Origin of the sequence: Streptomyces sp. NPDC057280, assembly GCF_042668605.1 — a bacterium.
In the GTDB taxonomy this organism is placed as follows: domain Bacteria; phylum Actinomycetota; class Actinomycetes; order Streptomycetales; family Streptomycetaceae; genus Streptomyces.
In genome coordinates this window covers 1,973,326-1,995,378 of record NZ_JBHUYR010000001.1, presented here as the reverse complement: position 1 = coordinate 1,995,378, position 22,053 = coordinate 1,973,326, and the positions used below count along the sequence as shown (strand labels likewise).

16 protein-coding genes and 1 pseudogene are annotated in these 22,053 nt (G+C 71.7%); 11 read left to right on the top strand and 6 right to left on the bottom strand.

Translation table 11 applies throughout. The annotated features are described in order from the left end of the window. Window positions 1-43 precede the first annotated feature (43 nt). Window positions 44-1,294 (bottom strand): M14 family zinc carboxypeptidase, encoded by a 1,251-nt coding sequence (locus tag ACFUO4_RS09030; RefSeq protein WP_383481512.1) that lies wholly within the window; start codon window positions 1,292-1,294, stop codon window positions 44-46. Window positions 1,295-1,624: 330 nt separating this feature from the next. On the opposite strand from ACFUO4_RS09030, the gene ACFUO4_RS09025 reads away from it, so the two are divergent. Then, window positions 1,625-1,849 (top strand): hypothetical protein, encoded by a 225-nt coding sequence (locus ACFUO4_RS09025; protein WP_383481509.1) that lies wholly within the window; start codon window positions 1,625-1,627, stop codon window positions 1,847-1,849. 48 nt (window positions 1,850-1,897) lie between these two features. Here ACFUO4_RS09025 and treY read toward each other — a convergent pair whose 3' ends face one another. Together treY and glgX are read right to left on the bottom strand one after the other, a co-directional pair. After that, the gene (gene treY / locus ACFUO4_RS09020) at window positions 1,898-4,246 is read right to left on the bottom strand and encodes a malto-oligosyltrehalose synthase (protein WP_383481506.1); all 2,349 of its coding nucleotides are present in this window, start codon (window positions 4,244-4,246) and stop codon (window positions 1,898-1,900) included. A 127-nt stretch (window positions 4,247-4,373) separates the two neighbouring features. After that, window positions 4,374-6,491 carry a glycogen debranching protein GlgX gene (gene glgX, locus ACFUO4_RS09015; protein ID WP_383481503.1) on the bottom strand — a complete coding sequence of 706 codons (2,118 nt, stop codon included), beginning with the start codon at window positions 6,489-6,491 and terminating at the stop codon, window positions 4,374-4,376. A 181-nt stretch (window positions 6,492-6,672) separates the two neighbouring features. Here glgX and ACFUO4_RS09010 point away from each other — a divergent pair, with 181 nt between their 5' ends. The 4 genes from ACFUO4_RS09010 (at window position 6,673) to ACFUO4_RS08995 (ending at window position 11,163) form a co-directional block, all read left to right on the top strand. Continuing rightward, window positions 6,673-7,485 carry a Tat pathway signal sequence domain protein gene (locus ACFUO4_RS09010; protein WP_383481500.1) on the top strand — a complete coding sequence of 271 codons (813 nt, stop codon included), beginning with the start codon at window positions 6,673-6,675 and terminating at the stop codon, window positions 7,483-7,485. Window positions 7,486-7,656: 171 nt separating this feature from the next. After that, window positions 7,657-8,973 carry a copper amine oxidase gene (locus ACFUO4_RS09005; protein WP_383481498.1) on the top strand — a complete coding sequence of 439 codons (1,317 nt, stop codon included), beginning with the start codon at window positions 7,657-7,659 and terminating at the stop codon, window positions 8,971-8,973. A 116-nt stretch (window positions 8,974-9,089) separates the two neighbouring features. Further along, window positions 9,090-10,331 (top strand): SAV2148 family HEPN domain-containing protein, encoded by a 1,242-nt coding sequence (locus tag ACFUO4_RS09000; protein ID WP_383481495.1) that lies wholly within the window; start codon window positions 9,090-9,092, stop codon window positions 10,329-10,331. 106 nt (window positions 10,332-10,437) lie between these two features. Next, on the top strand, window positions 10,438-11,163 hold the full coding sequence (locus ACFUO4_RS08995; protein ID WP_383481492.1) for a 3'-5' exonuclease: 726 nt from the start codon (window positions 10,438-10,440) through the stop codon (window positions 11,161-11,163). Between the two features lie 22 nt (window positions 11,164-11,185). Here the strand turns inward: ACFUO4_RS08995 and ACFUO4_RS08990 are convergent, their stop codons facing one another. Then, window positions 11,186-12,418 carry a toll/interleukin-1 receptor domain-containing protein gene (locus tag ACFUO4_RS08990; protein ID WP_383481489.1) on the bottom strand — a complete coding sequence of 411 codons (1,233 nt, stop codon included), beginning with the start codon at window positions 12,416-12,418 and terminating at the stop codon, window positions 11,186-11,188. A gap of 11 nt (window positions 12,419-12,429) precedes the next feature. Continuing rightward, window positions 12,430-13,293 (bottom strand): phosphotransferase enzyme family protein, encoded by an 864-nt coding sequence (locus ACFUO4_RS08985; protein WP_383481486.1) that lies wholly within the window; start codon window positions 13,291-13,293, stop codon window positions 12,430-12,432. A 203-nt stretch (window positions 13,294-13,496) separates the two neighbouring features. Here ACFUO4_RS08985 and ACFUO4_RS08980 point away from each other — a divergent pair, with 203 nt between their 5' ends. From ACFUO4_RS08980 to mgt, 4 genes and pseudogenes are all read left to right on the top strand, one after another. Further along, window positions 13,497-14,432 carry a carbohydrate ABC transporter permease gene (locus ACFUO4_RS08980; protein WP_383481483.1) on the top strand — a complete coding sequence of 312 codons (936 nt, stop codon included), beginning with the start codon at window positions 13,497-13,499 and terminating at the stop codon, window positions 14,430-14,432. Continuing rightward, window positions 14,429-15,262, top strand: coding sequence for a carbohydrate ABC transporter permease (locus tag ACFUO4_RS08975; protein WP_383481480.1), 834 nt, complete (start codon window positions 14,429-14,431; stop codon window positions 15,260-15,262). Before ACFUO4_RS08980 ends, ACFUO4_RS08975 begins: the two co-directional genes overlap by 4 nt. After that, the gene (locus tag ACFUO4_RS08970; protein WP_383481477.1) at window positions 15,262-16,536 is read left to right on the top strand and encodes an ABC transporter substrate-binding protein; all 1,275 of its coding nucleotides are present in this window, start codon (window positions 15,262-15,264) and stop codon (window positions 16,534-16,536) included. Before ACFUO4_RS08975 ends, ACFUO4_RS08970 begins: the two co-directional genes overlap by 1 nt. Before the next feature lie 19 nt (window positions 16,537-16,555). After that, window positions 16,556-17,825 (top strand): annotated as a pseudogene (gene mgt / locus ACFUO4_RS08965) (macrolide-inactivating glycosyltransferase). Between the two features lie 57 nt (window positions 17,826-17,882). Here the strand turns inward: mgt and ACFUO4_RS08960 are convergent. Further along, window positions 17,883-20,117, bottom strand: a complete 2,235-nt coding sequence (locus ACFUO4_RS08960) for an MMPL family transporter (RefSeq protein WP_383481474.1) — start codon at window positions 20,115-20,117, stop codon at window positions 17,883-17,885. A 199-nt stretch (window positions 20,118-20,316) separates the two neighbouring features. Between ACFUO4_RS08960 and ACFUO4_RS08955 the strand changes: the two genes are divergently transcribed. After that, window positions 20,317-20,865, top strand: coding sequence for a DUF1697 domain-containing protein (locus ACFUO4_RS08955; protein ID WP_383481471.1), 549 nt, complete (start codon window positions 20,317-20,319; stop codon window positions 20,863-20,865). A 149-nt stretch (window positions 20,866-21,014) separates the two neighbouring features. Next, window positions 21,015-22,037 (top strand): ketopantoate reductase family protein, encoded by a 1,023-nt coding sequence (locus ACFUO4_RS08950; RefSeq protein ID WP_383481468.1) that lies wholly within the window; start codon window positions 21,015-21,017, stop codon window positions 22,035-22,037. The last annotated feature ends 16 nt before the right edge of the window (window positions 22,038-22,053 follow it).

Sequence of the window (22,053 nt, the reverse complement as noted above, 5' to 3'; positions counted from 1 at the left end):
GCCGACGATCTGTAGGAGCTTGCCGCGGGTGGGGCGGCTGCGGTCACCCGGCCCGGTCGCGCGCGTGCCGCGCCGCCGCCACCACCGTCCGGGACTGGTGCTCCACCTGGTGCTCCAACGGCACCCAGCGGGCCCGGAACCGCACCGCGAACGCCTCGCTCCACGTCGCGACGAGCCGCTCCAGGCGGGGCGCCGCGGGGTCGTCGTGCTCGGTCAGCACCCTCAGCAGCATCGCCGCCGCCCGCAGCGGCAACCGGCGCGCGAACGCGTCCACGCTGCCCACGTACGCGCGCGTGTTGTCGGCCGGGGCCGTGTGCGTCCAGTCCGCGGCCAGCCCCGGCACCAGGTCGAGCCCCCACTTGGCGGCCCGCAGCAGCGGCCCCTCGACGCCGGGCAGCCGCGGCAGCGCGTCGGTCAGCACCCGCTCGACCCGGCGCGTGTCCAGCAGCAGCCGCTCCGCCAGCCGGCGCAGCGCCACCGCGGGCGCCGGATGCGGCACCGGGTCGTCGACCAGGTCGCTCGCCCACATCGGCACCTCGACGATCGCGGTCAGCCCGCCGTACCGATGCGCGTGGTACCAGGTGCTGCTGCGCGCGTCGTCCGGCATGCTCGGGTACGCGGCCCCGGCGCCCGGCGAGGGCATCACATGCACGCCCGGCCCGGACGCCGGCCAGCCCGCGGCGTCCGAAGCGCCCGTCTCCACCGGGATGTTGAGTTCCGCCGCGGACTTGGCGAACGGCTCGGCGAGCCCCGGTATGTCCTTCGTCAGCTGCACCCAGCTGCCGCCCAGGTCGGTGCCGTGCAGCGTCACCTGGAGGTAGGGGCGCAGCTCGTCGATCACGCCGGTCAGGGCGCGGGTCTCGGGCGGCAGCCGGTCGGGCGGCAGCACCGCGGGCGACCACTCCGGCTGCTCGTGGCCCGCGGGGCGGAAGAAGCCCCGGTGGTAGTCGAACAGGCTGCGCGGCGCCGGGGTCACGTGCAGGGACGCCCCGTCCGGGTCCGCGCACAGCAGGAAGTGCCAGGACGTGTCCGCCCGCAACTCCCGCTCCCGTACGACCCGTCCGGCGACGTCGAGGAGGGTGGCGCCGCCGGTCGGCTCGTTGGCGTGGGCGCCCGCGACGACGAGCACGGCACGTTCCGCATGGCCCACGGACAGCAGCAGCAGGGGTCTGCCCGCCCGTGACCGGCCGATCTGCCGCAGGGTGCACAGGGCGGGCCGATGAGCCGCCAAAGCCCTTGCCGACGCGACGACTTCGGTCACTGTGGGGTAGCGCAGCTCCGGCAGGAGACTCACCCCCGACACATCCGCCCGGCTTCGCAATCCGCAGTACCCCACGCTCTCCGTGCACTGTCAAGAACGCACCGGGGGAGGCTCCAGGGGGCGCCCAGATGCATTTACCGCCAGCAGGAAGGCCGTTGGCGCCAGCGGGAGTGCCGGACCGGGTCGGACCGCGGTCGCGGGCACCGGCGCTCGGCAGAGCGTGCGTGCACGCGCGCGTGAGACGTCGTCGAGCACGGGTGCGGCGGCCGTCGACCGGGGCGCGAGCACGGATGCGACGACCGTGGAGCCAGGCGCGCGCGGTGCCGGCGCCTGCCACCACCCGCCGGCACCCTCGCCCCCGTCGTGGGCGACACCGCCGCCGCGGCGGCCGTCCCGCCCGGCACGGGCCGCGTCACCACCCGCCGGCCGTCCGGCACGGACTCCGTCAGCACGCGCTGGTCGCCCGGCACAGGCCTCGACACCACGCGCCGGTCGTCCGGCACGGGCCCCGGGAGCGTGCGCGGGTGCGCGCCGGTCGCTGGGCCAGGACCGCCGCGCACGGCGAAGGCGCGCACGCCGGGCGCGTGATCCCGACACCCGCTGGGCACGCGCGGCGCACACCCCCTGCCGCGGTCGCTACTCGACCCTCTCCAGCAGAGCCACCGGCAGCCCCTCGAAAAGCTCCGCCACGCGCGCGTGCCCCGTGAACTCCCGCTCCGGGGCCAGCACATCCGCCCACCGCCCGGGTGGCAGCGGCAGCCGGGTCTCGCCCCAGCCGCCCGCCTCCGCCAGCCGCAGCGACAGCCGGGTGACGGCGGTGACGACCTCCCCCGAGCGCGCGAACGCCAGACAGTGGGCCGCCGCCGGGCCCTCGGCGGCGAGCGGCGCGTACGACGCCGAGTCGCCGAACGCGGCGGGCCGCCGGGCGCGCAGCCGCAGCGCCGCCGCCGTCACCGCGCCCTTCTCACCGGGCTCCTCCGGCGGGAACCGCACCGGCCGCCGGTTGTCCGGGTCCACCAGCGCCCGGTACTCGGCCTCCGTGCCCTGGTAGACGTCCGGCACCCCGGGCATCGTCAGATGGACCAGCGCCGTGCCGAGCAGGTTCGCCCGCACCGACGGCTCCAGGGCGCTCCGGAAAGCCGCCACGTGCTCGCCCGGCGCCCCGCACGGCCCCGCCGCGACGAACGCCGCCACCGCCTCCTCGTACGGCGGTTCCTGCTCCGTCCAGCTGGTGTACAGCCCGGCCTCGCGCACATGCTTCAGCAGCGCCCCCTGCACCCGCTCCGCGCTCGCCGGCCCGAGCCCGAACACGGTCTGCCAGGCCGCCCACGCCAGCTGGGCGTCCGGGACGCCGTCGCCCGTGCGCGTCACCTCGGCCAGCACGTCGGCCCAGCGCTGCGGGCACTCGGTGAGCACGGCGAGCGCGGCCCGCACGTCCGCGCTGCGCTTGGTGTCGTGCGTCGACACGACGGTCCCGGTGGCCGGCCAGTCGCGCTGCACGCGCGCGCAGTAGGCGTGGAAGTCCTCCGGGGACACCGCCGGGCTGCCGGGATTCCCGCCCACTTCGGTCGCCGACAGCAGCGGCACATAGCGGTAGAACGCCGTGTCCTCCACGGACTTGGCCCGCAGCGCCGACGAGGTCTGCGCGAACCGGGCCCGGAACTCCAGGTGCTCCGGTCCGTCGCCCACCCGCCCGAGCACCAGATCGCGGACGACGTCGACCGCGCCCGCCTCCTCCGGGACCACGAACGCCTGCCGCGCCTCCTCGGCGGCCTCCTCGGTCACGACCGACGCGGCGTCGGTCGAGCCGTACGGCCGGTAGACCTCCATCCGCACCAGCAGCTCCTGAAGGGCCGTGCGCAGCGCCCAGGGCGCCCGGTCGCGCAGCGCGGGCTCCGGGGACGTGGCGCACAGCCGGACCGCCACCCGGGTCAGCCGCTCGGTCTCGGCCGCGAGCTCGTGCGTGAGCACCTTGTACGCCGCCCGCCGCACCGTCGCCTCCCACCGCCCGCCCCGGTCCGTCTGCGGGGCCGCGAACCGCCGGTACTGCCCGAGGAGCTCCCCGGACCCCGCGGGGTCCGTGAACACCCCGTCCACGTGCCGCAGCGCGTCATAGCCCGTGGTCCCGGCGACCGGCCAGGAGGCGGGCAGCGGCTCACCGTCCGCGAGGATCTTCTCCACGACCGTCCAGCGCCCGCCCGTGGCCTCGTGCAGCCGCAGCAGATAGGCGTCCGGGTCGGCGAGCCCGTCGGGGTGGTCGATCCGCAGCCCGTCGACCACCCCCTCGTGGAGCAGCTGGAGGATCTTGCCGTGGGTGGCCTCGAACACCTCCGGGTCCTCCACCCGCACCCCGATCAGCTCCGAGATGCTGAAGAACCGCCGGTAGTTGAGCTCGGTACGGGCCAGCCGCCACCACGCGAGGCGGTACCACTGGGCGTCGAGCAGCTGCGGCAGCGGCAGGTCCCGCGTGCCCTCACGGAGCGGGAAGGCGTGGTCGTAGTAGCGCAGGACGTCCCCGTCGACCACCAGCCGCTCCAGCTCGCCGCCGAGCGGGCCCCCGAGCACCGGCAGCAGGATCTGCCCGCCCTGCGCCTCCCAGTCGACGTCGAACCAGCGCGCGTACGGCGACTTCGGGCCCTCCCGCAGCACCTCCCACAGCGCCCGGTTGTGCCGCGGGGCCATCGCCATGTGGTTCGGCACGATGTCCACCACCAGGCCCAGACCGTGCTCCCGCGCGGTCCGCGCGAGCGCGCGCAGGCCTTCCTCGCCGCCCAGTTCGCCGCGCACGCGCGCGTGGTCGACGACGTCGTAGCCGTGCAGGGAGCCGGGGACGGCCTCCAGGACGGGGGACAGGTGCAGATGCGAGACGCCGAGCGAGGCGAGGTACGGTACGGCCGCCGCGCCGGCGTCGAAGGGGAACTCGGGCTGCAGCTGAAGCCGGTAGGTGGACGTCGGCACCGCCGGGTCGGGTCGCGCAGGTGTCATGCAGACCTACGTACCCGCCCCGCCGCCTTTCGTGTCATCTCTCCCCGCATGTCCCCACGCGCGCGCGGCCGACGCCGTACACCCGGCAGGCGGAAACCGCCGCCCGCGCGCGCGTGCCCGGCCGTGGCTAGACCGGGCGCTGCAACACCGTCATGCTCCGGTCCACCAGCGTCAGCCGGTCCCCGGCCCGCACCTTCGGGCCGGATTCCTGCGGCTGCCCGTCCGCGCGCGCGGTGTCGACGACGACCTCCCACTGGCGTCCGTGGTTGACCGGCACCACGAAATCCAGCGTCTTGTGCGAGGCGTTGAACATCAGCAGGAACGAGTCGTCGCTGATGCGCTCCCCGCGCGGGCCGGGCTCGGAGATCGCGTTGCCGTTGAGGAACACCGACAGCGCCGACGCCTTCGCCCGGTCCCAGTCCCGCTGGGTCATCTCCTCGCCCTCCGGGGTGAACCAGGCGATGTCCGACAGGTCGTCATGGGTGCCCTCCACGGGCCGTCCGTGGAAGAAGCGCCGGCGGCGGAAGACCGGATGGTCCCGGCGCAGCCACACCATCGCGCGCGTGAAGGCCAGCAGGTCGCCGAACACCTCGCCGTCCTCCGGCCACTGCACCCACGCCAGCTCGCTGTCCTGGCAGTAGGCGTTGTTGTTGCCGCGCTGGGTGCGGGCGAACTCGTCGCCGTGGCTGAGCATCGGCACGCCCTGGGACAGCATCAGCGTCGCGATGAAGTTGCGCATCTGGCGGGCGCGCAGCTCCAGCACGTGCGGGTCGTCGGTGTCGCCCTCGGCCCCGCAGTTCCAGGACCGGTTGTGGCTCTCGCCGTCCCGGTTCTCCTCGCCGTTGGCCATGTTGTGCTTGTCGTTGTACGAGACGAGGTCGTGCAGTGTGAAGCCGTCGTGGCAGGTCACGAAGTTGATGGAGGCCAGCGGGCGGCGTCCGTCGTCCTGGTAGAGGTCCGAGGAACCGGTCAGCCGGGACGCGAACTCCGCGACCGCCCGCCGCTCACCGCGCCACAGGTCGCGCACGGTGTCGCGGTACTTGCCGTTCCACTCGGTCCACAGGGGCGGGAAGTTGCCCACCTGGTAGCCGCCCTCGCCGACGTCCCACGGCTCGGCGATCAGCTTCACCTGCGAGACCACCGGGTCCTGCTGGACCAGGTCGAAGAACGACGACAGCCGGTCCACCTCGTGGAACTGCCGGGCCAGGGTCGCCGCGAGGTCGAAGCGGAAGCCGTCGACATGCATCTCGGTGACCCAGTAGCGCAGCGAGTCCATGATCAGCTGGAGGACGTGCGGGGAGCGCATCAGCAGGGAGTTGCCGGTGCCCGTGGTGTCCATGTAGTAGCGGGGATCGTCGGTCAGCCGGTAGTACTGCGGGTTGTCGATCCCCCGGAAGGACAGCGTCGGGCCGAGGTGGTTGCCCTCCGCGGTGTGGTTGTAGACGACGTCGAGGATGACCTCGATCCCGGCCTCGTGCAGCGCCCGGACCGCCGACTTGAACTCCAGGACCTGCTGCCCGCGGTCGCCCCAGGAGGCGTACGCGTTGTGCGGGGCGAAGAAGCCGATCGTGTTGTAGCCCCAGTAGTTGTTGAGGCCCATGTCGACCAGCCGGTGGTCGTTGACGAACTGATGGACGGGCATCAGCTCCAGCGCCGTCACGCCCAGCTCGGTGAGGTGCTCGATGATCGCCGGATGCGCGAGGGCGGCGTACGTACCGCGCAGTTCCTCGGGGAGACCGGGGTGGCGCATGGTGAGGCCCTTCACATGGGCCTCGTAGATCACCGTGTGGTGGTAGTCGGTACGGGGGCGGCGGTCGTCGCCCCAGTCGAAGTACGGATTGACCACGACCGAGGTCATGGTGTGCGGGGCGGAGTCCAGGTCGTTGCGCTTCTCGGGCGCGTCGAAGTGGTAGCCGTACACCTCCTCGCCCCACCGGATCGAGCCGCTGATCGCACGCGCGTACGGATCGAGCAGCAGCTTCGCGGAGTTGCAGCGCAGTCCGCGCTCCGGGGCGTACGGACCGTGCACCCGGAATCCGTAACGTTGTCCCGGCATCACGCCGGGCAGATACGCGTGCCGTACGAACGCGTCGGACTCGCGCAGTTCCACCGCCGTCTCAGAGCCGTCGTCGTGCAACAGACACAGCTCAACTCGGTCCGCGGCCTCGGTGAAGACCGCGAAGTTCGTACCGGCGCCGTCGTACGTGGCACCGAGTGGATATGCCTCTCCAGGCCAGACCTGCATGGACACGACTCTTTCAGCTCGTCGCCGCCGCCGTGGCGCCTTGACCACGAGTCTCCACGAAAGTGATGGAACCTCCTATGACTTACGTCCCTCTTACCGATCGACCAGTGCATACGCCGTATGCCGAAACGTGTGGGGCTGAGACGTACTCCCGGGATCGAAGGGGGAGTAGGGGGAAGATGTGCGCGAGATAGTGCACCGCCATCTGGGCAAGGTGGTGGCCGGTGCGGCCATCGCGGTGGCCTCGACCGCCGTGATGGTCGGTGTCACCCTGCCGGGGACGGCGGGCGCCGACGAATCGGGCGGGACCGGGGGCGACGGCAAGGCGGCCGCCGCCCAGCAGCTGGGGCAGGACGAGCAGGGCGCGCCCGTCGCGCCGGGCGTCGTCCAGGAGGCCCCGGACGAGGGGGACAAGGGCAAGGGCGGCGATCCGCTGACCGACGACGAGATCGCCCGCGCCCAGAAGATCGCCGTGAACCGGCAGACGTTCGCCGCGACGCAGGACGTCAAGGGCGAGCGCGGTCCGGAGCAGCTGACCGTCGACCTGGCCGAGGCGGAGGACGGCGGCACCGGCACGTCCCGGCGGGCCGACGTGTCGTACTACGACTACCGGGACGACACGCTCGTCACCAAGACCGTCGACCTGGACACCGGGAAGGTCGTGGACTCCACCGACCAGCACGGCGTCCAGCCGCCGCCGAGCCGCGCCGAGAGCAGTGCGGCGGCGGCTCTGCTGATCGCCGACCCGCTGGGAGCCGGCCTCAAGGCCGACTACAAGGACGCGATGGGCAAGGAACTCACCTCGCCGGACCAGCTGCAGCTGAGCGGCGGCATCTACCGGGCCACGCCGGGCGCGCAGCCGGCCGCACTGGACAAGTGCGGCGAGCACCGCTGCGTGCGGCTGTTCACGAAGGTCAAGAACGGGCCGTGGATCGACACCACGTCCTTGGTGATCGACCTGAGCGCCCACAAGGTCGCCGAACTCAAGCACTGAGCCCGAAGACCAGCCACTGAGCCCGAAGACCAGCCACTGAGCCCGACGACCCAGCCATTGAGCCGACCACTCGGTCGCTGTGTCGGACGACTCGGCCGCTGACCGGACCCGCTCGGGGCGACCTCCGTCCACTTTTCGAACTCGCACCTCCTGCAAGGGAGTCACTTCTTCATGCGCGTCAACAGAATCAGCCACGCCCGCAGCCGGACGGCGGCCCTCGGCCTCGCCGTCGCCGCGCTGGCCGCCGGACTGACCACCGGAGCCGGCCCGGCCACCGCGCAGCCGCAGAGCGCCGCCGCGGCCGCGCCCGACTGCAGTGCCGCCTACCGCCTCGAGCAGAAGCTCGCCGGCGGCACCACCTGGCGGATGTGCTGGCGTTACGACAGCATGGCCGGCCTCGTCCTGGACGACATCACCTACCAGCCCAAGGGTGAGCCCGCCCCTATCAAGGTCCTCAACAGCGTCCGGCTCGGCCAGATCCACGTCCCGTACGACGACGGACGGGCCGAGTACGACGACCTGACGGGCCAGGACTTCGCCAAGTTCCTGATGAACCTGGCGCCCGCCGAATGCCCCGGCGGCACCATCAAGACCGTCAAGATCCCGGACCCGTACCCGGACCAGAACCCCAACGTCAAGGGCCTGTGCACCACCACGCGGTCCCGCGGACACGCCTACCGCATGCAGGGTGACACCCCGAACAAGGTCTACCAGGCCCAGGGCAAGGACTTCCTCGTCTACACGGTCAACCAGGTCGGCTGGTACGAGTACATGACCGAGTTCCGTTTCCAGGACGACGGCACCATCAACATGAACGTCGGCGCCACCGGCACCCTCTCGCCGTTCGACTACGACGCGGGCGACGGCAAGGGCTGGCCCATCGGCAAGGGCGCCGCCAAGGACAAGGCCACCAGCCACACCCACAACGTCTTCTGGCGGCTCGACTTCGCCCTCGACGGCTCCACCAAGAACCGGGTCGAGCAGTACGACTCGACCCTCACCCCGCGCGGCGCGGACACCCCCACGGTCAAGACCACCCGCACCAAGGTCACCAAGGAGCTCGCGGGCGACGCCAAGACCTACCGCTGGTGGCGGATGGTCAGCGCGACCGGCAAGAACAAGGACAACCACGCGCGGTCCTACGAGTTCGTCCCCGGCCCCACCACCCGCTACCCGGGCCGCAGTTACACCAAGCACGACATCTACTTCACCCAGTACGACAAGTGCGAGCTGTTCTCCAGCAACAACCCGCGCTGCGACCGCGACCACCCCAAGTCCGTGGACAAGTGGGTCAACGGCCAGACGCTCACCCACCCGGTCGCCTGGGTCAACGTCGGCTTCCACCACATCGCCCGCGACGAGGACCAGCAGCCGATGCCGGTCCACTGGCAGGGCTTCTCGATCGTCCCGCGCGACGTCACCGCTATGAATCCGCTCACTCCGGCGGACCTCGCCGGGCAGAACGGCAACTACACAGGCGGTAGTTGAGAAACGACCCTGTCCATCCGGCTGCACCGCCGACCACTCCCGGAGTACCCTTCCTTGATCGTTGGGTGGGGCCAGGCCCCTCGGTAGAGCTCGGGGGAGCGGAAGGCGGTGCGCGGGTGGGCTCGGGAGGGCTGGAGTTGCCCCCTGGTGACGAGGGTCACGAGGGGAACTCCGCAGACGTCCCGCCCGGCACGGTGTCGCTGGCCCGGCCCATGGACGCCGCCGGTTCCATCGGGCCGGAGCTGGACTGGGACGCCGACGCCTGGCGCGAGGTGCGTACGCGCGCCCAGCGAGCCGGCCGGGCCTACATCTGGCTGAACCTGGTCGAACAGCGGCTGCGCGCGGTCGTGGCCGCTGTTCTGCGTCCCATCTACGAACCCGTCCACGGCGACGACTGGGTGGTGGCCGCCGCCGGACCGGCCGGCCAGGAATGGGTGCAGCGCGCGGTCGCCGTACGCGAAGTCAGCCGCCGCAAGGGCTACTTGCTCGATCCGGCCGACGACAACGTCCTGAGTTTCCTCACGCTGCCGCAGCTGCGGGAGCTGATGGTGCAGCACTGGCCGTGCTTCGAGCCCTACGTCGACGAGCGCCGGGACGTCGAACTCGCCCTGGACGAACTGGAAGTGACCCGGAACGTCGTCTCCCGCAACCGGGCTCTGTCCGAGGCCGTCCTGGGCCAGGCCGAACGGGCCTCGGCGCGTCTGCTCGAGATACTCGGCGCGGGCGGAGACGTCCCCTCGGCGCGCCGGCTGCCCGTGGACGCGGTCGAGGACCTCGTCGGCGACCGGTACGCGGACGTGGTCGCCGTGCACCCCGACCGGGTGCGGCTGCTGCGCCAGTTCCCCGCCGAGGACATCTTCGGCGGCGCCCGCCGCCTCGACGCGGTCGGCATCGGACTCAACCTCCTCGTGCAGAACTTCTCCGGCCGGCGCCTGGTGCGGCTCGCCGAGGCGGGCTGCCGGGTGCGGCTGCTGTTCCTGAACCCCGCCTCCAGCGCCGTCAAGCGGCGCGAGCGGGAACTGGGCATGAAACGCGGCGAGTTGAGCCGGTCCGTCGAGATGAACATCCTCCACATGCGCCGGGTGCGCTCCCGGCTGCGCGACCCGGGCGCCTTCGAGATCCAGGTCTACGACGAGACACCGCGCTTCACCGCCTACCTGGTCGACGGCGACGGCACGGACGGGGTCGCCGTCGTGCAGTCCTATCTGCGGCGGTCGCGGGGAATGGAGGCACCGGTGCTGGTGCTGCGCAACGGGAACAAGGTCCTCAAACCGGGCGAGATCGACGAGAGCGGTCTCTTCCCGACGTATCGCGAGGAGTTCGAGACGACTTGGGCGGATTCGCGCCCGGTGTCGTGAACATTCCCCGCGGAGCGGTAACCGGAACGCGATCCTCTGATTGTCAGTGGCGCATGGGATCGTGGAGACCACTGGGGGAAAGCACCACCAAGAAGGGGGACCGCCCATGGGCTGGCACCGGGAGCTGCTGATCGGCTTCGACCTGGAGACGACCGGGACCGATCCGCGCGAGGCGCGCATCGTCACGGGGGCCGTGATCGAGGTGAGGGCCGGGCAGGTCATGGGCCACCGCGAGTGGCTCGCCGATCCGGGCGTGGAGATCCCGGCGGACGCGGTCGCGGTCCACGGCATCAGCAACGAACGCGCGACCGCCGAGGGCAGGCCGGCCGACCAGGTCGCCGACGCCATCGCGGACGTACTGGCGGCCTACTGGAAGACCGGCGTCCCGGTCGTCGCCTACAACGCGGCCTTCGACCTGACCCTGCTCTCCGCGGAACTCCACCGCCACGGCCTGCCGTCCCTGCGCGACCGCCTCGGCGGCATCGACCCGGCTCCGGTCGTCGACCCGTACACGATCGACCGCGCCGTCGACCGCTACCGCCGCGGCAAGCGCAACCTCGAAGCCGTCTGCGGGGAGTACGGAGTCCCGCTCGACTCCGCCCACGACGCTTCCGCCGACGCCCTCGCCGCGGCCCGCCTCGCGTGCGCGATAGCCGACCGCCACCCCAAGATCGCCACCCTCGGTCCGGCCGACCTGCACCGCAGCCAGATCACGTGGTACGCGGAATGGGCGGCGGACTTCCAGGACTTCCTGCGCCGCAAGGGAGAGACGGACGCGGTGGTGGACGGGACATGGCCGCTGCGGGAGCTGACGGCGGACGAGACAGTGTGACCCCGACGGCGTCACCGCACCGTCAGTGGTGGCCGACGTTGCGGTAGTCGGCCAGGCTCCAGCCCGCGTACTCCACCGAGGCGGCGATCTCGTCGGGCGTGCGCGTGTTCCACACGATCCGTGCCGCCAACTGCGGAAGGCCGTACAGCAGCCACTCCGTCTCCCCGATCTCCGCCCGGGGGGTGGCCAGTCCGTAGCGCAGCAGGTCCTTCGACATATCGCCGAACGCGTCGGCCGGGAACAGCCCCACCGTGCTGTCCTTCGAGCCGTTGGCGTCAAACCCGAGTTCGAGCCATCTCGACGCGGTCGTCGCACGCAGCGCCCACAGTCGGGCACCGCGTTCGTGGATTCCAGGAGCGGCGGCCTGCAGCCGGTCCGCCGCGTCGCCGGCTTCGGCACACGCGGCCGCCCCGTCTCCCAGGGCGGGGCCCACGGCGGCACGCCAGTCGCGTGTGAGTTTCAGCAGTTCCGATCCCAGAGTGAGCCGGAAGAACCGCTGCACGATCTCGACGAGATGGTCGACCGCGTCCTCAGAGCTCCAGTGCCGCTGGACGAGAGGGCGTACCCGGTCGAGACAGAGGGGCAGGAAGACATCATGCTTGGCGACGATCTCGGCCAGACGCCGCACCGCGCGCTGCTGCTGCGCCACCATCTGGTCGCGATACTCCGCGTCCGCTCCGGCCGCGTAGCGCACGGTCGCCTCGGCGGCCCCCAGGATCACGTTCTCCGGATCGATCAGAAGCCGTCGCGACAGCGGCTCGCCCGCGGCGACCACCCGGACGGAACTCTGGTCCAGTTCGTACGGTGCGAGCGGGTTCACCGGCAGCGTCGCCACGGCCCGCAGAGCCGTTTTCCGTATCACCGACAGGGCGGGGGGACCGAGAGACTCACGCACCGGCAGATAGCCCCACGCGGAGACCTGCGCCGGGGGCGCGGTGTCGCCGAAGACGACAGGCAGGACGACCGGCCGCGTCGCCCGAGCCGTGGTCGCCCACGCGAACTCCCGCCGCACCCAGTCCGACACGGCGGACGTCCTGGTCACCAGTTGGACGAAGACCTCGCAGTCGGCGATGCGGGCGGGCAGCACCTCCTCCAGAGGCTGCCCGAGGAGGCTGGACTCGTCCTCCATGCGTACCTGCATCCCACAGCCGGCGAGATGATCCGCGACCTGCTGCGCGGCGGCCCGGTCGGCATAGCTGTACGAGATGAACACGCGCGGACCCGCGCCGCGCATAGGGCGTAAGAAGTCGGCCACCGGCCACCCCCTCAGAACGGATACCACCGCACGGTCTCATCCCCGTCCCGCAAGGACTTCACCCGCCGCTCGAACTCCGCCGACGCCCGCGGGTTGCTCGGCGCGTGCTGGGCCACCCAGGCGCAGCTCGCCGTCTCCCGGGCGCCCCGGAGCACCGAGCAGCCCTCCCACTCGCGCACGTCCCAGCCGTACGCCTCGGTGAACTCGTCGTAAGCCGCCGCCGGCAACCCGTACCGGTCCCGGGACAGCGCCATCACCACCAGGTCGTGCTCGCGCAGGTCCGCGGAGAAGGTCTCCAGGTCGACCAGGACCGGACCGTCGGGGCCGACGTGCACATTGCGGGGGAGCGCGTCGCCGTGGATGGGGCCACGCGGCAGGTGCGGGGTGAGCGCCGCCGAGGCCGCCGCGAAGCCGTCCCGGCGCTCGCGCAGGTACGCCGCGTCCGCGGGGTCGATCGCGTCGCCCGCGAGCCGCAGCCAGCGCTCCACGCCGCCCAGCAGCTCGCGGGGCGGCAGGGCGAAGGAGGGGAGGGGCAGGGCGTGGACGACCCGTAGCAGTTCGGCCAAATCCCGGGGCTCGGCGGGCCGTACGGCGTCGGGCATCCGGTGCCACACCGTCACCGGATGCCCCGCGACGAGCAGCGGCTTCGGGTCGGCCGCCCGTACCGCGGGCACCCCCGCCTCGGCGAGCCACAGCGCGATGTCCAGCTCCCGGCGCGCCCGGTCCAGGAGTTCGGCGTCCCGGCCCACCTTGACGACCAGGTCACCGGCGGCGAACACGGCGTTCTCGCCGAGCGCCAGCAGCTTCGCCTCCCCGGCCGCCCCGGGCAGCACCGCCGCCTCGGCCAGCACCTCGCGCGCCCGTGCCTCGTCCATCGTCCGCCTCCGTGTCCCGTTCCCGCCGCTGAGCGTGCGCACCGGGCGCACCTGGGGGCGAGTTCCCGCCATCCGCCGCCCAGTCTCGCATTCGTACAGGTCGGGCGGTGTGCACGGTGCCTTGACGGCGCATACGCCCTTCACGACCATGACCGGGGCCCGTCGGCCCCCGGAGCGTCCCGAGCCGCTAAGGAGCCGATCACGTGACATCGCTGACCGCGACGAAGCGGTCGACGCGGGGTGCGCCACGCGCCGAGGGGGGCCGCGGGGCGGTGGACCGCGGCGCCTGGTTCCTGGTGCTGCCCGCGCTGATCCCCATCCTCGTGCTGAGCGTCGGACCGCTGCTCTACGGCGTCCTGCTGGCGTTCACCGACGCCCAGTCGGGGCGCATCCGGTCCACCCAGTGGATCGGCGGCCTCAACTTCCAGGACCTGCTGCACGACACGCTGTTCTGGGAGTCGTTCCGGATCGGCCTGGTGTGGGCCGTCGGGGTGACCGTGCCGCAGTTCCTGCTGGCGCTCGGCCTCGCGCTGCTCCTCAACCAGGACCTGAGACTGCGCTGGCTGGCCCGCGCCCTGGCGATCATCCCGTGGGCCATGCCCGAGGTCGTCGTCGGTGTCATGTGGCGGCTCGTCTACAACCCCGACGCGGGCGTCCTCAACGAAACCCTGCGCGACCTCGGCCTCGGCGACGGCCGGGACTGGCTCGCGGGCCTGTCCACCGCCCTGCCCGCCGTCATCGTCGTCGGCGTGTGGGCCGGCATGCCGCAGACGACGGTCGCCCTGCTCGCCGGCCTCCAGAACACCCCGCGCGAACTCCACGAGGCGGCGGCGATGGACGGCGCGGGCGCCTGGCGCCGTTTCCGCACGGTCACCTGGCCCGCCCTCAGACCGGTCGCGCTCGCGATCACCGCGCTCAACTTCATCTGGAACTTCAACTCCTTCGCCCTGGTCTACGTCCTGACCAGCGGCGGACCCGGCGGCCGCACCCGGCTGCCCATGCTGTTCGCCTACGAAGAGGCCTTCCGCTACGGCCAGTTCGGCTACGCGGCGGCCATGGGATGCGTGATGGTCGCCGTGGTCTCGGTGCTGCTCGCCGTCTTCCTGGCGGGCCGGCTGAAGGGCGGTGACGAGGCATGAGGACCAGCACCACGGGCCGTGTCGGACAGTACGCCGCCCTGCTCGGCTATCTCGTCTTCCTCGCCTTCCCGTTCCTCTGGCTGCTCTCCATCGCCTTCAAGTCCCCCCGGGAACTGGGCAGTCTGCACCCCACCTGGATCCCGCGGGACCCCACCCTCGACAACTTCCGGCAGGCCTTCGACGAACAGCCGCTGCTGCGCGCCGCGGGCAACTCCCTGCTCGCCGCGCTCGGCGCCGCGCTGATCGCCGTGGTGATCGCGACACCGCTCGCCTATGTGATGGCCCGGCGGCGCGGCCTGCTCGCGCGGGCGGCGACCGGGTGGGTGGTGGTCAGCCAGGCGTTCCCGCTGGTGCTGCTGATCATCCCGCTGTTCCTGGTGCTGAAGAACCTGCGGCTGATCAACTCGCTGGGCGGGCTGGTGCTGGTGTACGTGGTGTGGGCGCTGCCGTTCGCGCTGTGGATGCTGGTCGGTTATGTGCGGTCGGTGCCCGCGGAGTTGGAGGAGGCGGCGGCCGTCGACGGCGCCGGGCGGCTGCGGACGCTGGTGTCGGTGACCGCGCCGCTGCTGGCGCCGGGGATCGTCGCGACGGCGCTGTTCGCGTTCATCACCGCGTGGAACGAGTTCTTCTTCGCGCTGGTCCTGCTGAAGACCCCGGAGAAACAGACCCTGCCGGTCGTCCTCACCCATTTCATCGGCGCGGAGGGCGTCGCCGACCTGGGCCCGCTGGCCGCGGCCGCGTTCCTCGCGACGCTGCCCTCGCTGGTCGTCTTCGCCCTCATCCAGCGGCGGATCACGAGCGGCATGCTCGCCGGGGCGGTGAAGAGCTGATGCGCACGAAGACGATCCTGGTCCTGTTGTTCCTGCTGACGGCCTGCACCGGCGCCGGCGGAACCTCCGACGACGGCACCGTCACCCTCCGCTTCCAGTCCCTGGCCTGGCAGGAGGAGTCCGTCGCGGCCAACAGGCAGTTGGTGAAGGAGTGGAACGCGACCCACCCGCACGTCAAGGTCGTGTACGTCCAGGGCAGTTGGGACAGCGTCCACGACCAGTTGCTCACCTCCTTCGAGGGCGGCGAGGCCCCCGACATCATCCACGACGCCTCCGACGACCTCGCGGACTTCGCCTACGGCGGCTATCTCGCCGACCTGACCGACCTGCTGCCCGCCCGGCTCAAGACCGACATCCCGCAGCGCAGTTGGGAGACGACGACCTTCGGGGACGGCGTCTACGGCGTGCCGTTCCTCCAGGAGCCACGGGTGCTCGTCGCCAACGCGAAGTGGCTGAAGGAGTCCGGCGTGCGCATCCCGACGTCGGACCGGCCCTGGAGCTGGCCCGAGTTTCGGCGGATCACCGAGCAGCTCAGCGGCGACGGGACGTACGGCGTCGCCTGGCCGCTCAAGGAACCCGTCTCGGCCACCCTCAACCTGTCCCTGTCGGCGGGCGGACAGCTCTTCCACCGGGGCGCCAACGGCAAGGTGACCATCCGGTTCGGCCAGGGCGACGAGGTCGTCCCGCGGACCATCCACGACCAGGCGAACACCGACCACAGCGCCTCGCCCACCACCCTCGGCAGCGGCGGTTCCGACACGCTGCCCGGCTTCTTCGGCGGCAAGTACGCGATGGTCCCGCTCGGCTTCTCCTACCGCCAGCAGATCGCGCAGCAGGCGCCGAAGGGCTTCGCATGGCAGGTGCTGCCCGCCCCGGCCGGCGCCGACGGCCTCAGCCAGGGCGTCAGCCCGCAGACGCTGTCCGTCGCCGAGGACAGCCCGCACCAGAAGGAGGCGGTGGAGTTCGTCGACTTCCTGCTCCGGCCGAAGAACATGGTGCGCCTCGCGCTCGGCGACTGGATGCTGCCCACCGGCACCCAGGCCCTGAAGGACCCCGCCCTGCACACCGCCGAGAACGGCTGGGCCACCGGCACCGCCCTCGCCGCCCACCTCCGCTCGGCGCCCGCCCAGTCGGTGCGCGGCTACCCCGAGTGGAAGGACAAGGTGGCCACCCCGGCGTTCCAGGAGTACTACAGCGGCGCGATCGGCCTCGACGAGCTGCGCGCCCGCCTGGAGAAGGACGGCAACCTGGTCCTCGCCCGCTACCAGCGCTGAAGCACGCCGACGTAATCAGTTGCACGAGACGTCTCGTCTCGCCTAGCCTCCACGGCATGACCGCTCCCGCACACATCGCCATGTTCTCCGTCGCCGCCCACGGCCACGTGAACCCGAGCCTCGACGTCATCCGCGAGCTCGTCGCACGCGGCCACCGGGTGACGTACGCGATCCCGCCGGTGTTCGCGGAGAAGGTCGCCGCGACCGGCGCCGAGCCCCGGCTCTGGAACTCCACCCTGCCCGGGCCCGGCGCCGACCCGGAGGAATGGGGCAGCACCCTCCTCGACAACGTCGAACCGTTCCTCGCCGACGCCATCCAGGCGCTGCCGCAGCTGATCGAGGCGTACGAGGGGGACGAACCCGACCTCGTCCTGCACGACATCACCTCCTACCCGGCCCGGGTGCTCGCCCACCGCTGGGGCGTGCCCGCGATCTCGCTCTCGCCGAACCTCGTGGCCTGGGAGGGCTACGAGGAGGAGGTCGCCGAGCCGATGTGGGCGGAGCCGAGGAAGACCGCGCGGGGCCAGGCGTACTACGCCCGCTTCCAGGGCTGGCTGGAGGAGAACGGGATCACCCTGCACCCCGACTCCTTCGCCGGCCGCCCCGACCGGTCGATCGTCCTGATTCCCAAGGCCCTTCAGCCCCACGCCGACCGCGTCGACGAGAAGGTGTACTCCTTCGTCGGCGCCTGCCAGGGCGACCGCGCTGCCGAGGGGGAGTGGCGGCGGCCCGCCGGCGCGGACAAGGTCGTGCTCGTGTCGCTCGGGTCGGCCTTCACCAAACAGCCCGGCTTCTACCGGGAGTGCGTGAAGGCCTTCGGTGATCTGCCCGGCTGGCATCTGGTGCTCCAGATCGGCGCGAGCGTGCACCCGGCCGAGCTGGGGGACATTCCCGCGAACGTCGAAGTGGCCTCGTGGGTCCCGCAGTTGGCGGTGCTGCGGCAGGCCGACCTGTTCGTCACCCACGCCGGCGCCGGCGGCAGCCAGGAGGGCCTCGCGACCGGCACACCGATGATCGCCGTACCGCAGGCCGTGGACCAGTTCGGCAACGCGGACATGCTCCAGGCGCTGGGCGTGGCCCGGCAGGTCCCCACCGAGGAGGCCACCGCCGAGACGCTGCGGGCCCTGGCCCTCGCACTCGTCGACGACCCCGAGGTCGCCCGGCGGCTGACGGACATCCAGGCCGGGATGGCCGAGGAGGGCGGTACGCGGCGGGCGGCCGACCTCATCGAGGCCGAACTGCCCGCCCGACAGCAGGAGATGGCGCAGGGCCCGTTGGCTCCCCGGTGACCAACGGGCCCTGCGCCGTGCCGCGGGCGGTTGCGCCCGGGCGGTTCCTGCGGGGTGTCACACCCGGACGGGTTCCTCCACCTCGTGGGCGACGACGTCCGCCGCCTCGTCGTGCGTCAGGTCGGGCAGCCGGTGCAGCCACTTCGGCAGGTACCAGTTGCGCTCGCCGAGCAGGGCCATGACCGCCGGGAGCAGTACACCCCGGATGATCGTCGCGTCGACGAGCACCGCCGTCGCCAGGCCCACACCCATCTGCTTCATCGACTGCATCGACAGCGTCCCGAAGATCGCGAACACGGCGACCATGATGACCGCGGCGCTGGTGACGACGCCGGCCGTGGTGACCACGCCGTGCTGGATCGCGTCCTTCGTCGTACGGCCCTTCAGGCGGGCCTCACGGATCCGGGAGACCACGAACACGTGGTAGTCCATCGACAGGCCGAACAGGATCACGAAGAGGAACAGCGGCAGCCAGGAGATGATCGCGCCGACGCCCTCCGCGCCCACCAGGGACGCGCCCCAGCCGTGCTGGAAGACCGCGACGAGGATGCCGTACGCCGCACCCACCGACAGCAGGTTCAGCACGATCGAGGTGATCGCGATCGTCAGGGAGCGGAAGGACAGCAGCATCAGCAGGAAGGCGAAGACCACCACGAAGGCGAAGACCGGGACGACCGCGCCGGTCAGCTGGTCGTTGAAGTCCTTCGAACCGGCGACCTGACCGCTGATCGGTGCCTCCAGGCCGTCCACTTTGCCGAGGGTCGCGGGCCGCACCTCGTCGCGCAGCTTCTCCAGGCTGGCGCCCGCCTTGTCGAGGTCGGAGCCGCCGACCAGCGGGACGTAGACGAAGGCGAGGTTCTGCTTCGGGTGCAGTTTGATCTCCACCGGGCCGCGCGAGGCACCCGAGGAGACCGCCTGCTCCTTGAAGTCGTCGAGCGCGTTCTGCACGTCCGCGGAGTTGATGTTGTCCGCCTTGACGATCACCTCGGCCGGCTCGGAGCCGCCGGGGAAGGCCTCGTTGACGCGGTCGTAGGTCTGCACGATGGGCAGCGAGTCGCCGAACTCCTGGTCCAGCGTGAGGTTCTGGGTCTTCATGCCGACCGCGGGCGCCGCGATCGCGAGCAGCGCGCCGGCCGCCACGACGACGGAGACCATCGGCCGCTTCAGCACTCCGCCGAGGACGGCCGTCCAGAGCCGGCTCTCGCCGTTGCCCTTGCGCTTGCGGCGCCGCAGGAACGGGATGCGGCCCTTCTCGACCCGCTCGCCCAGCAGGGACAGCAGCGCGGGCAGCACCGTGATCGAGCCGATCATGGCGACGGCCACGACGATCAGCGAGGCCAGGCCCATCGCCTCGAAGTCGGCGATCCCGGTGAACAGCATGCCCGCCATCGCCACGCACACCGTGACACCGGAGACGATGATCGCGCGGCCGCTGGTGGCGGCGGCGATCCGCAGCGCGGTCTGGGCGTCCCGCCCGGCCTCACGCTCCTCGCGCTCCCGGCGCAGATAGAACAGGCAGTAGTCGACGCCGACGGCCAGACCGACCAGCAGCATCACGGAGTTGGCGACATCGCCCATCGGCATGACGTGGCTGATGACGCCCATCAGGCCCATCGTGGCCATGATCGCCGTCAGGGCCAGTGCCACCGGCAGCAGCGCCGCGACCAGCGCGCCGAACGCGATCAGCAGGATGCCGAGCGCCACGGGCACGGCCGAGTACTCGGCCTTCTGGAAGTCGTCGCCGAACGCGTCGTCGAACGTCTTCTGCATGCTGGCGCTGCCGATCTCCTCGATCCGCAGATCGCCGTGGTCCTTCTGGACCTTCGCCACGGCGTCCAGCACGGGTTCGACCCGCTCGCCGGCCGTCTCCGCGTCGCCCTTCATGTCGAACTGCACGAGCGCGCTGCGGCCGTCCTTGGAGACGGTGTCCGTGTCGTACGGCGAGGTGACGTCTGTGACCTTGCCGGTCGCGTCGACCGCCCGTACCACGGCGTCGACCGCGGCGCGGAACTCGGCGTCCGTCGCCTTCAGGCCGCCGTCCTTCGCCTGCACCAGGACCGTCTCACCGGCGGGCTCCTCGATGCCGGCGTCCTTCACGATCCGTGCGGCGGTGTGGGTCTCGCCCTTCAGACCCTCGCTCTCGTCGACGTCGACCCGGCCCGCCGCCGAACCGAGTCCCATGGCCAGGACCACGAACAGCACCCAGATGCCGACAGCGGCCCAGCGGTGCCGGGCACTCCAGCCGCCGGCCCGGGCCGCCAGGCCCCGCACCCTTGTTTCTCCGTTCCCCATGACGGGCTTGCCCCCTCGACCACGGCGCCGGCCCCCTGCCGTCACCTTTCGTTTCGAAGGTATGGGCCGGATAAAGCCATCACGTCGTGCTCCCCGGTGAAGTGCAGGTGGGCGGCTCGTTCTCGCGTACCAGCGACTCCTCCGCACTGGGGAGGACTGTGCCCCTTACAACTACACACGGTCGTCCTATGGTGAGCGCATGACGACGTATGCGGCGCTGCTGCGCGGGATCAACGTGGGCGGCGCGAAGAAGGTCCCGATGGCCGATCTGCGCACCCTGATGGAGGGCCTCGGACACTCAGGGGTGCGTACCTACCTCCAGAGCGGCCAGGCGGTCTTCACCGCCGACCACGGCGACGATGAGTCTCTCGCGGCCGAGATCACCGCCGCGATCGAGAAGACCTTCGGCTTCTCCGTCGACGTCATCGTCCGCGACCACGCCTACCTCGCCGCGATCGCCGACGACTGCCCCTTCCCGGCCGCCGAACTGGAGGCCAAGCAACTGCACGTCACGTACTTCTCCGCCCCGGTCGACGCGGACCGCTTCGCCGGCATCGACCAACAGGGCTTCCTCCCCGAGGAGTTCCGCCTCGGCGACCGCGCCCTGTATCTGTACGTCCCGGACGGCCTGGGCCGCTCCAAACTCGCCGAGCAACTCGCCAAGCCCCGCGTGAACAAGGGCCTGATCGCTACGAGCCGCAACTGGAACACCGTGCTCAAGCTGGTGGAGATGACCGCCGCGGAGTGACCTGCCGGACCGTTCCGTGCGGCGAGGTCCTGGAGGAGCCGCGCGCGGACCAGCCGCAGCGCCCTGAGCCGGTCGACCGAGTGGAAACCGGACCGCGCGGGACCGATCCGCCCATCCGGGGGCAAGGTCGACTGTGCGAGGCTCGACGCATGCGCTACATCATCATCGGGGCTGGAGCGGTCGGAGGCGTCGTCGGCGGGCGGCTCGCGGGGGCGGGGTGCGAGGTCGTGCTCGTGGCGCGGGGCGCGCACCAGGCGGCGTTGCGTGGCCGCGGGCTGCGACTCCGGGTGCCTGAAGGGGAGTTCGTCCATCGGCTGCCCGTCGTCGAGGGGCCGGCCGAACTCGGCGAGCTGCGCGCCGACGACGTGCTCGTCCTCGCCATGAAGACCCAGGACAGCGAGGCCGCGCTGCGGACCTGGGCGCCGGCCCCGGTCGCCGGCGGGGGCACGGCCGCCGAGCGGCTGCCGCTGGTCTGCGCGCAGAACGGCGTGGAGAGCCAGCGGCTGGCCCTGCGGACCTTCCGGAGGGTGTACGGCGTCTGCGTCTGGCTGCCCTGCACGCTCGTCGAACCCGGCGTCGTCAGCGCCGCCGGTGCCCCGCTCACCGGCATCCTCCACCTCGGCCGCCACCCCCACGGCACCGACGAGACCGCCCGCCTGATCGCCGCCGACCTGGAGAAGTCCCACTTCGAGGCGCCGGTCGTGCCGGACGTGGCCCGCTGGCAGTACGCCAAGCTGCTGGCCAACCTCGTGAACGCGCTGGAGGCCGTCAGCGGCCCCGTGGCCGGGGAGGAGGCGGAAGGGCTCGCCGCACGCGTACGGGCCGAGGGCGCGGCCGTGCTCGACGCCGCCGGTGTCCCGTACGTCGACGCCGAGGAGCAGCGCGCGGCCCGCGGCGACAAGGTCACCCTCGTCCCCCTCGACGGCGTCCCCCGCGGTGGCGGCTCCTCCTGGCAGTCCCTGAACCGCGGCACCGGCACCATCGAGGCCGACTATCTCAACGGCGAGATCGCCCTCCTGGGCCGCCTGTACGGCGTCCCGACCCCGCTCAACGACCTGCTCCAGCGGCTCGCGAACACCTTCGCGCGGGAACACCGGGCGCCGGGGTCGATGCCGGTGGGGGAGCTGGTACGGCTGGCGAGGGAAGAAATGGACCACTCAAGCGGCGCTTGATTGGACCAGGACACTG

Bases quoted from the DNA above. Each gene is read 5' to 3' on its own strand.
- ACFUO4_RS08950 (WP_383481468.1), top strand. From the start codon at position 21,015: ATGCGCTACATCATCATCGGGGCTGGAGCGGTCGGAGGCGTCGTCGGC.
- glgX (WP_383481503.1), bottom strand. From the start codon at position 6,491: ATGCAGGTCTGGCCTGGAGAGGCATATCCACTCGGTGCCACGTACGAC.
- ACFUO4_RS08985 (WP_383481486.1), bottom strand. From the start codon at position 13,293: ATGGACGAGGCACGGGCGCGCGAGGTGCTGGCCGAGGCGGCGGTGCTG.
- ACFUO4_RS08995 (WP_383481492.1), top strand. From the start codon at position 10,438: ATGGGCTGGCACCGGGAGCTGCTGATCGGCTTCGACCTGGAGACGACC.
- ACFUO4_RS08970 (WP_383481477.1), top strand. From the start codon at position 15,262: ATGCGCACGAAGACGATCCTGGTCCTGTTGTTCCTGCTGACGGCCTGC.
- ACFUO4_RS08955 (WP_383481471.1), top strand. From the start codon at position 20,317: ATGACGACGTATGCGGCGCTGCTGCGCGGGATCAACGTGGGCGGCGCG.
- ACFUO4_RS08960 (WP_383481474.1), bottom strand. From the start codon at position 20,117: ATGGGGAACGGAGAAACAAGGGTGCGGGGCCTGGCGGCCCGGGCCGGC.
- ACFUO4_RS09005 (WP_383481498.1), top strand. From the start codon at position 7,657: ATGCGCGTCAACAGAATCAGCCACGCCCGCAGCCGGACGGCGGCCCTC.
- treY (WP_383481506.1), bottom strand. From the start codon at position 4,246: ATGACACCTGCGCGACCCGACCCGGCGGTGCCGACGTCCACCTACCGG.
- ACFUO4_RS08975 (WP_383481480.1), top strand. From the start codon at position 14,429: ATGAGGACCAGCACCACGGGCCGTGTCGGACAGTACGCCGCCCTGCTC.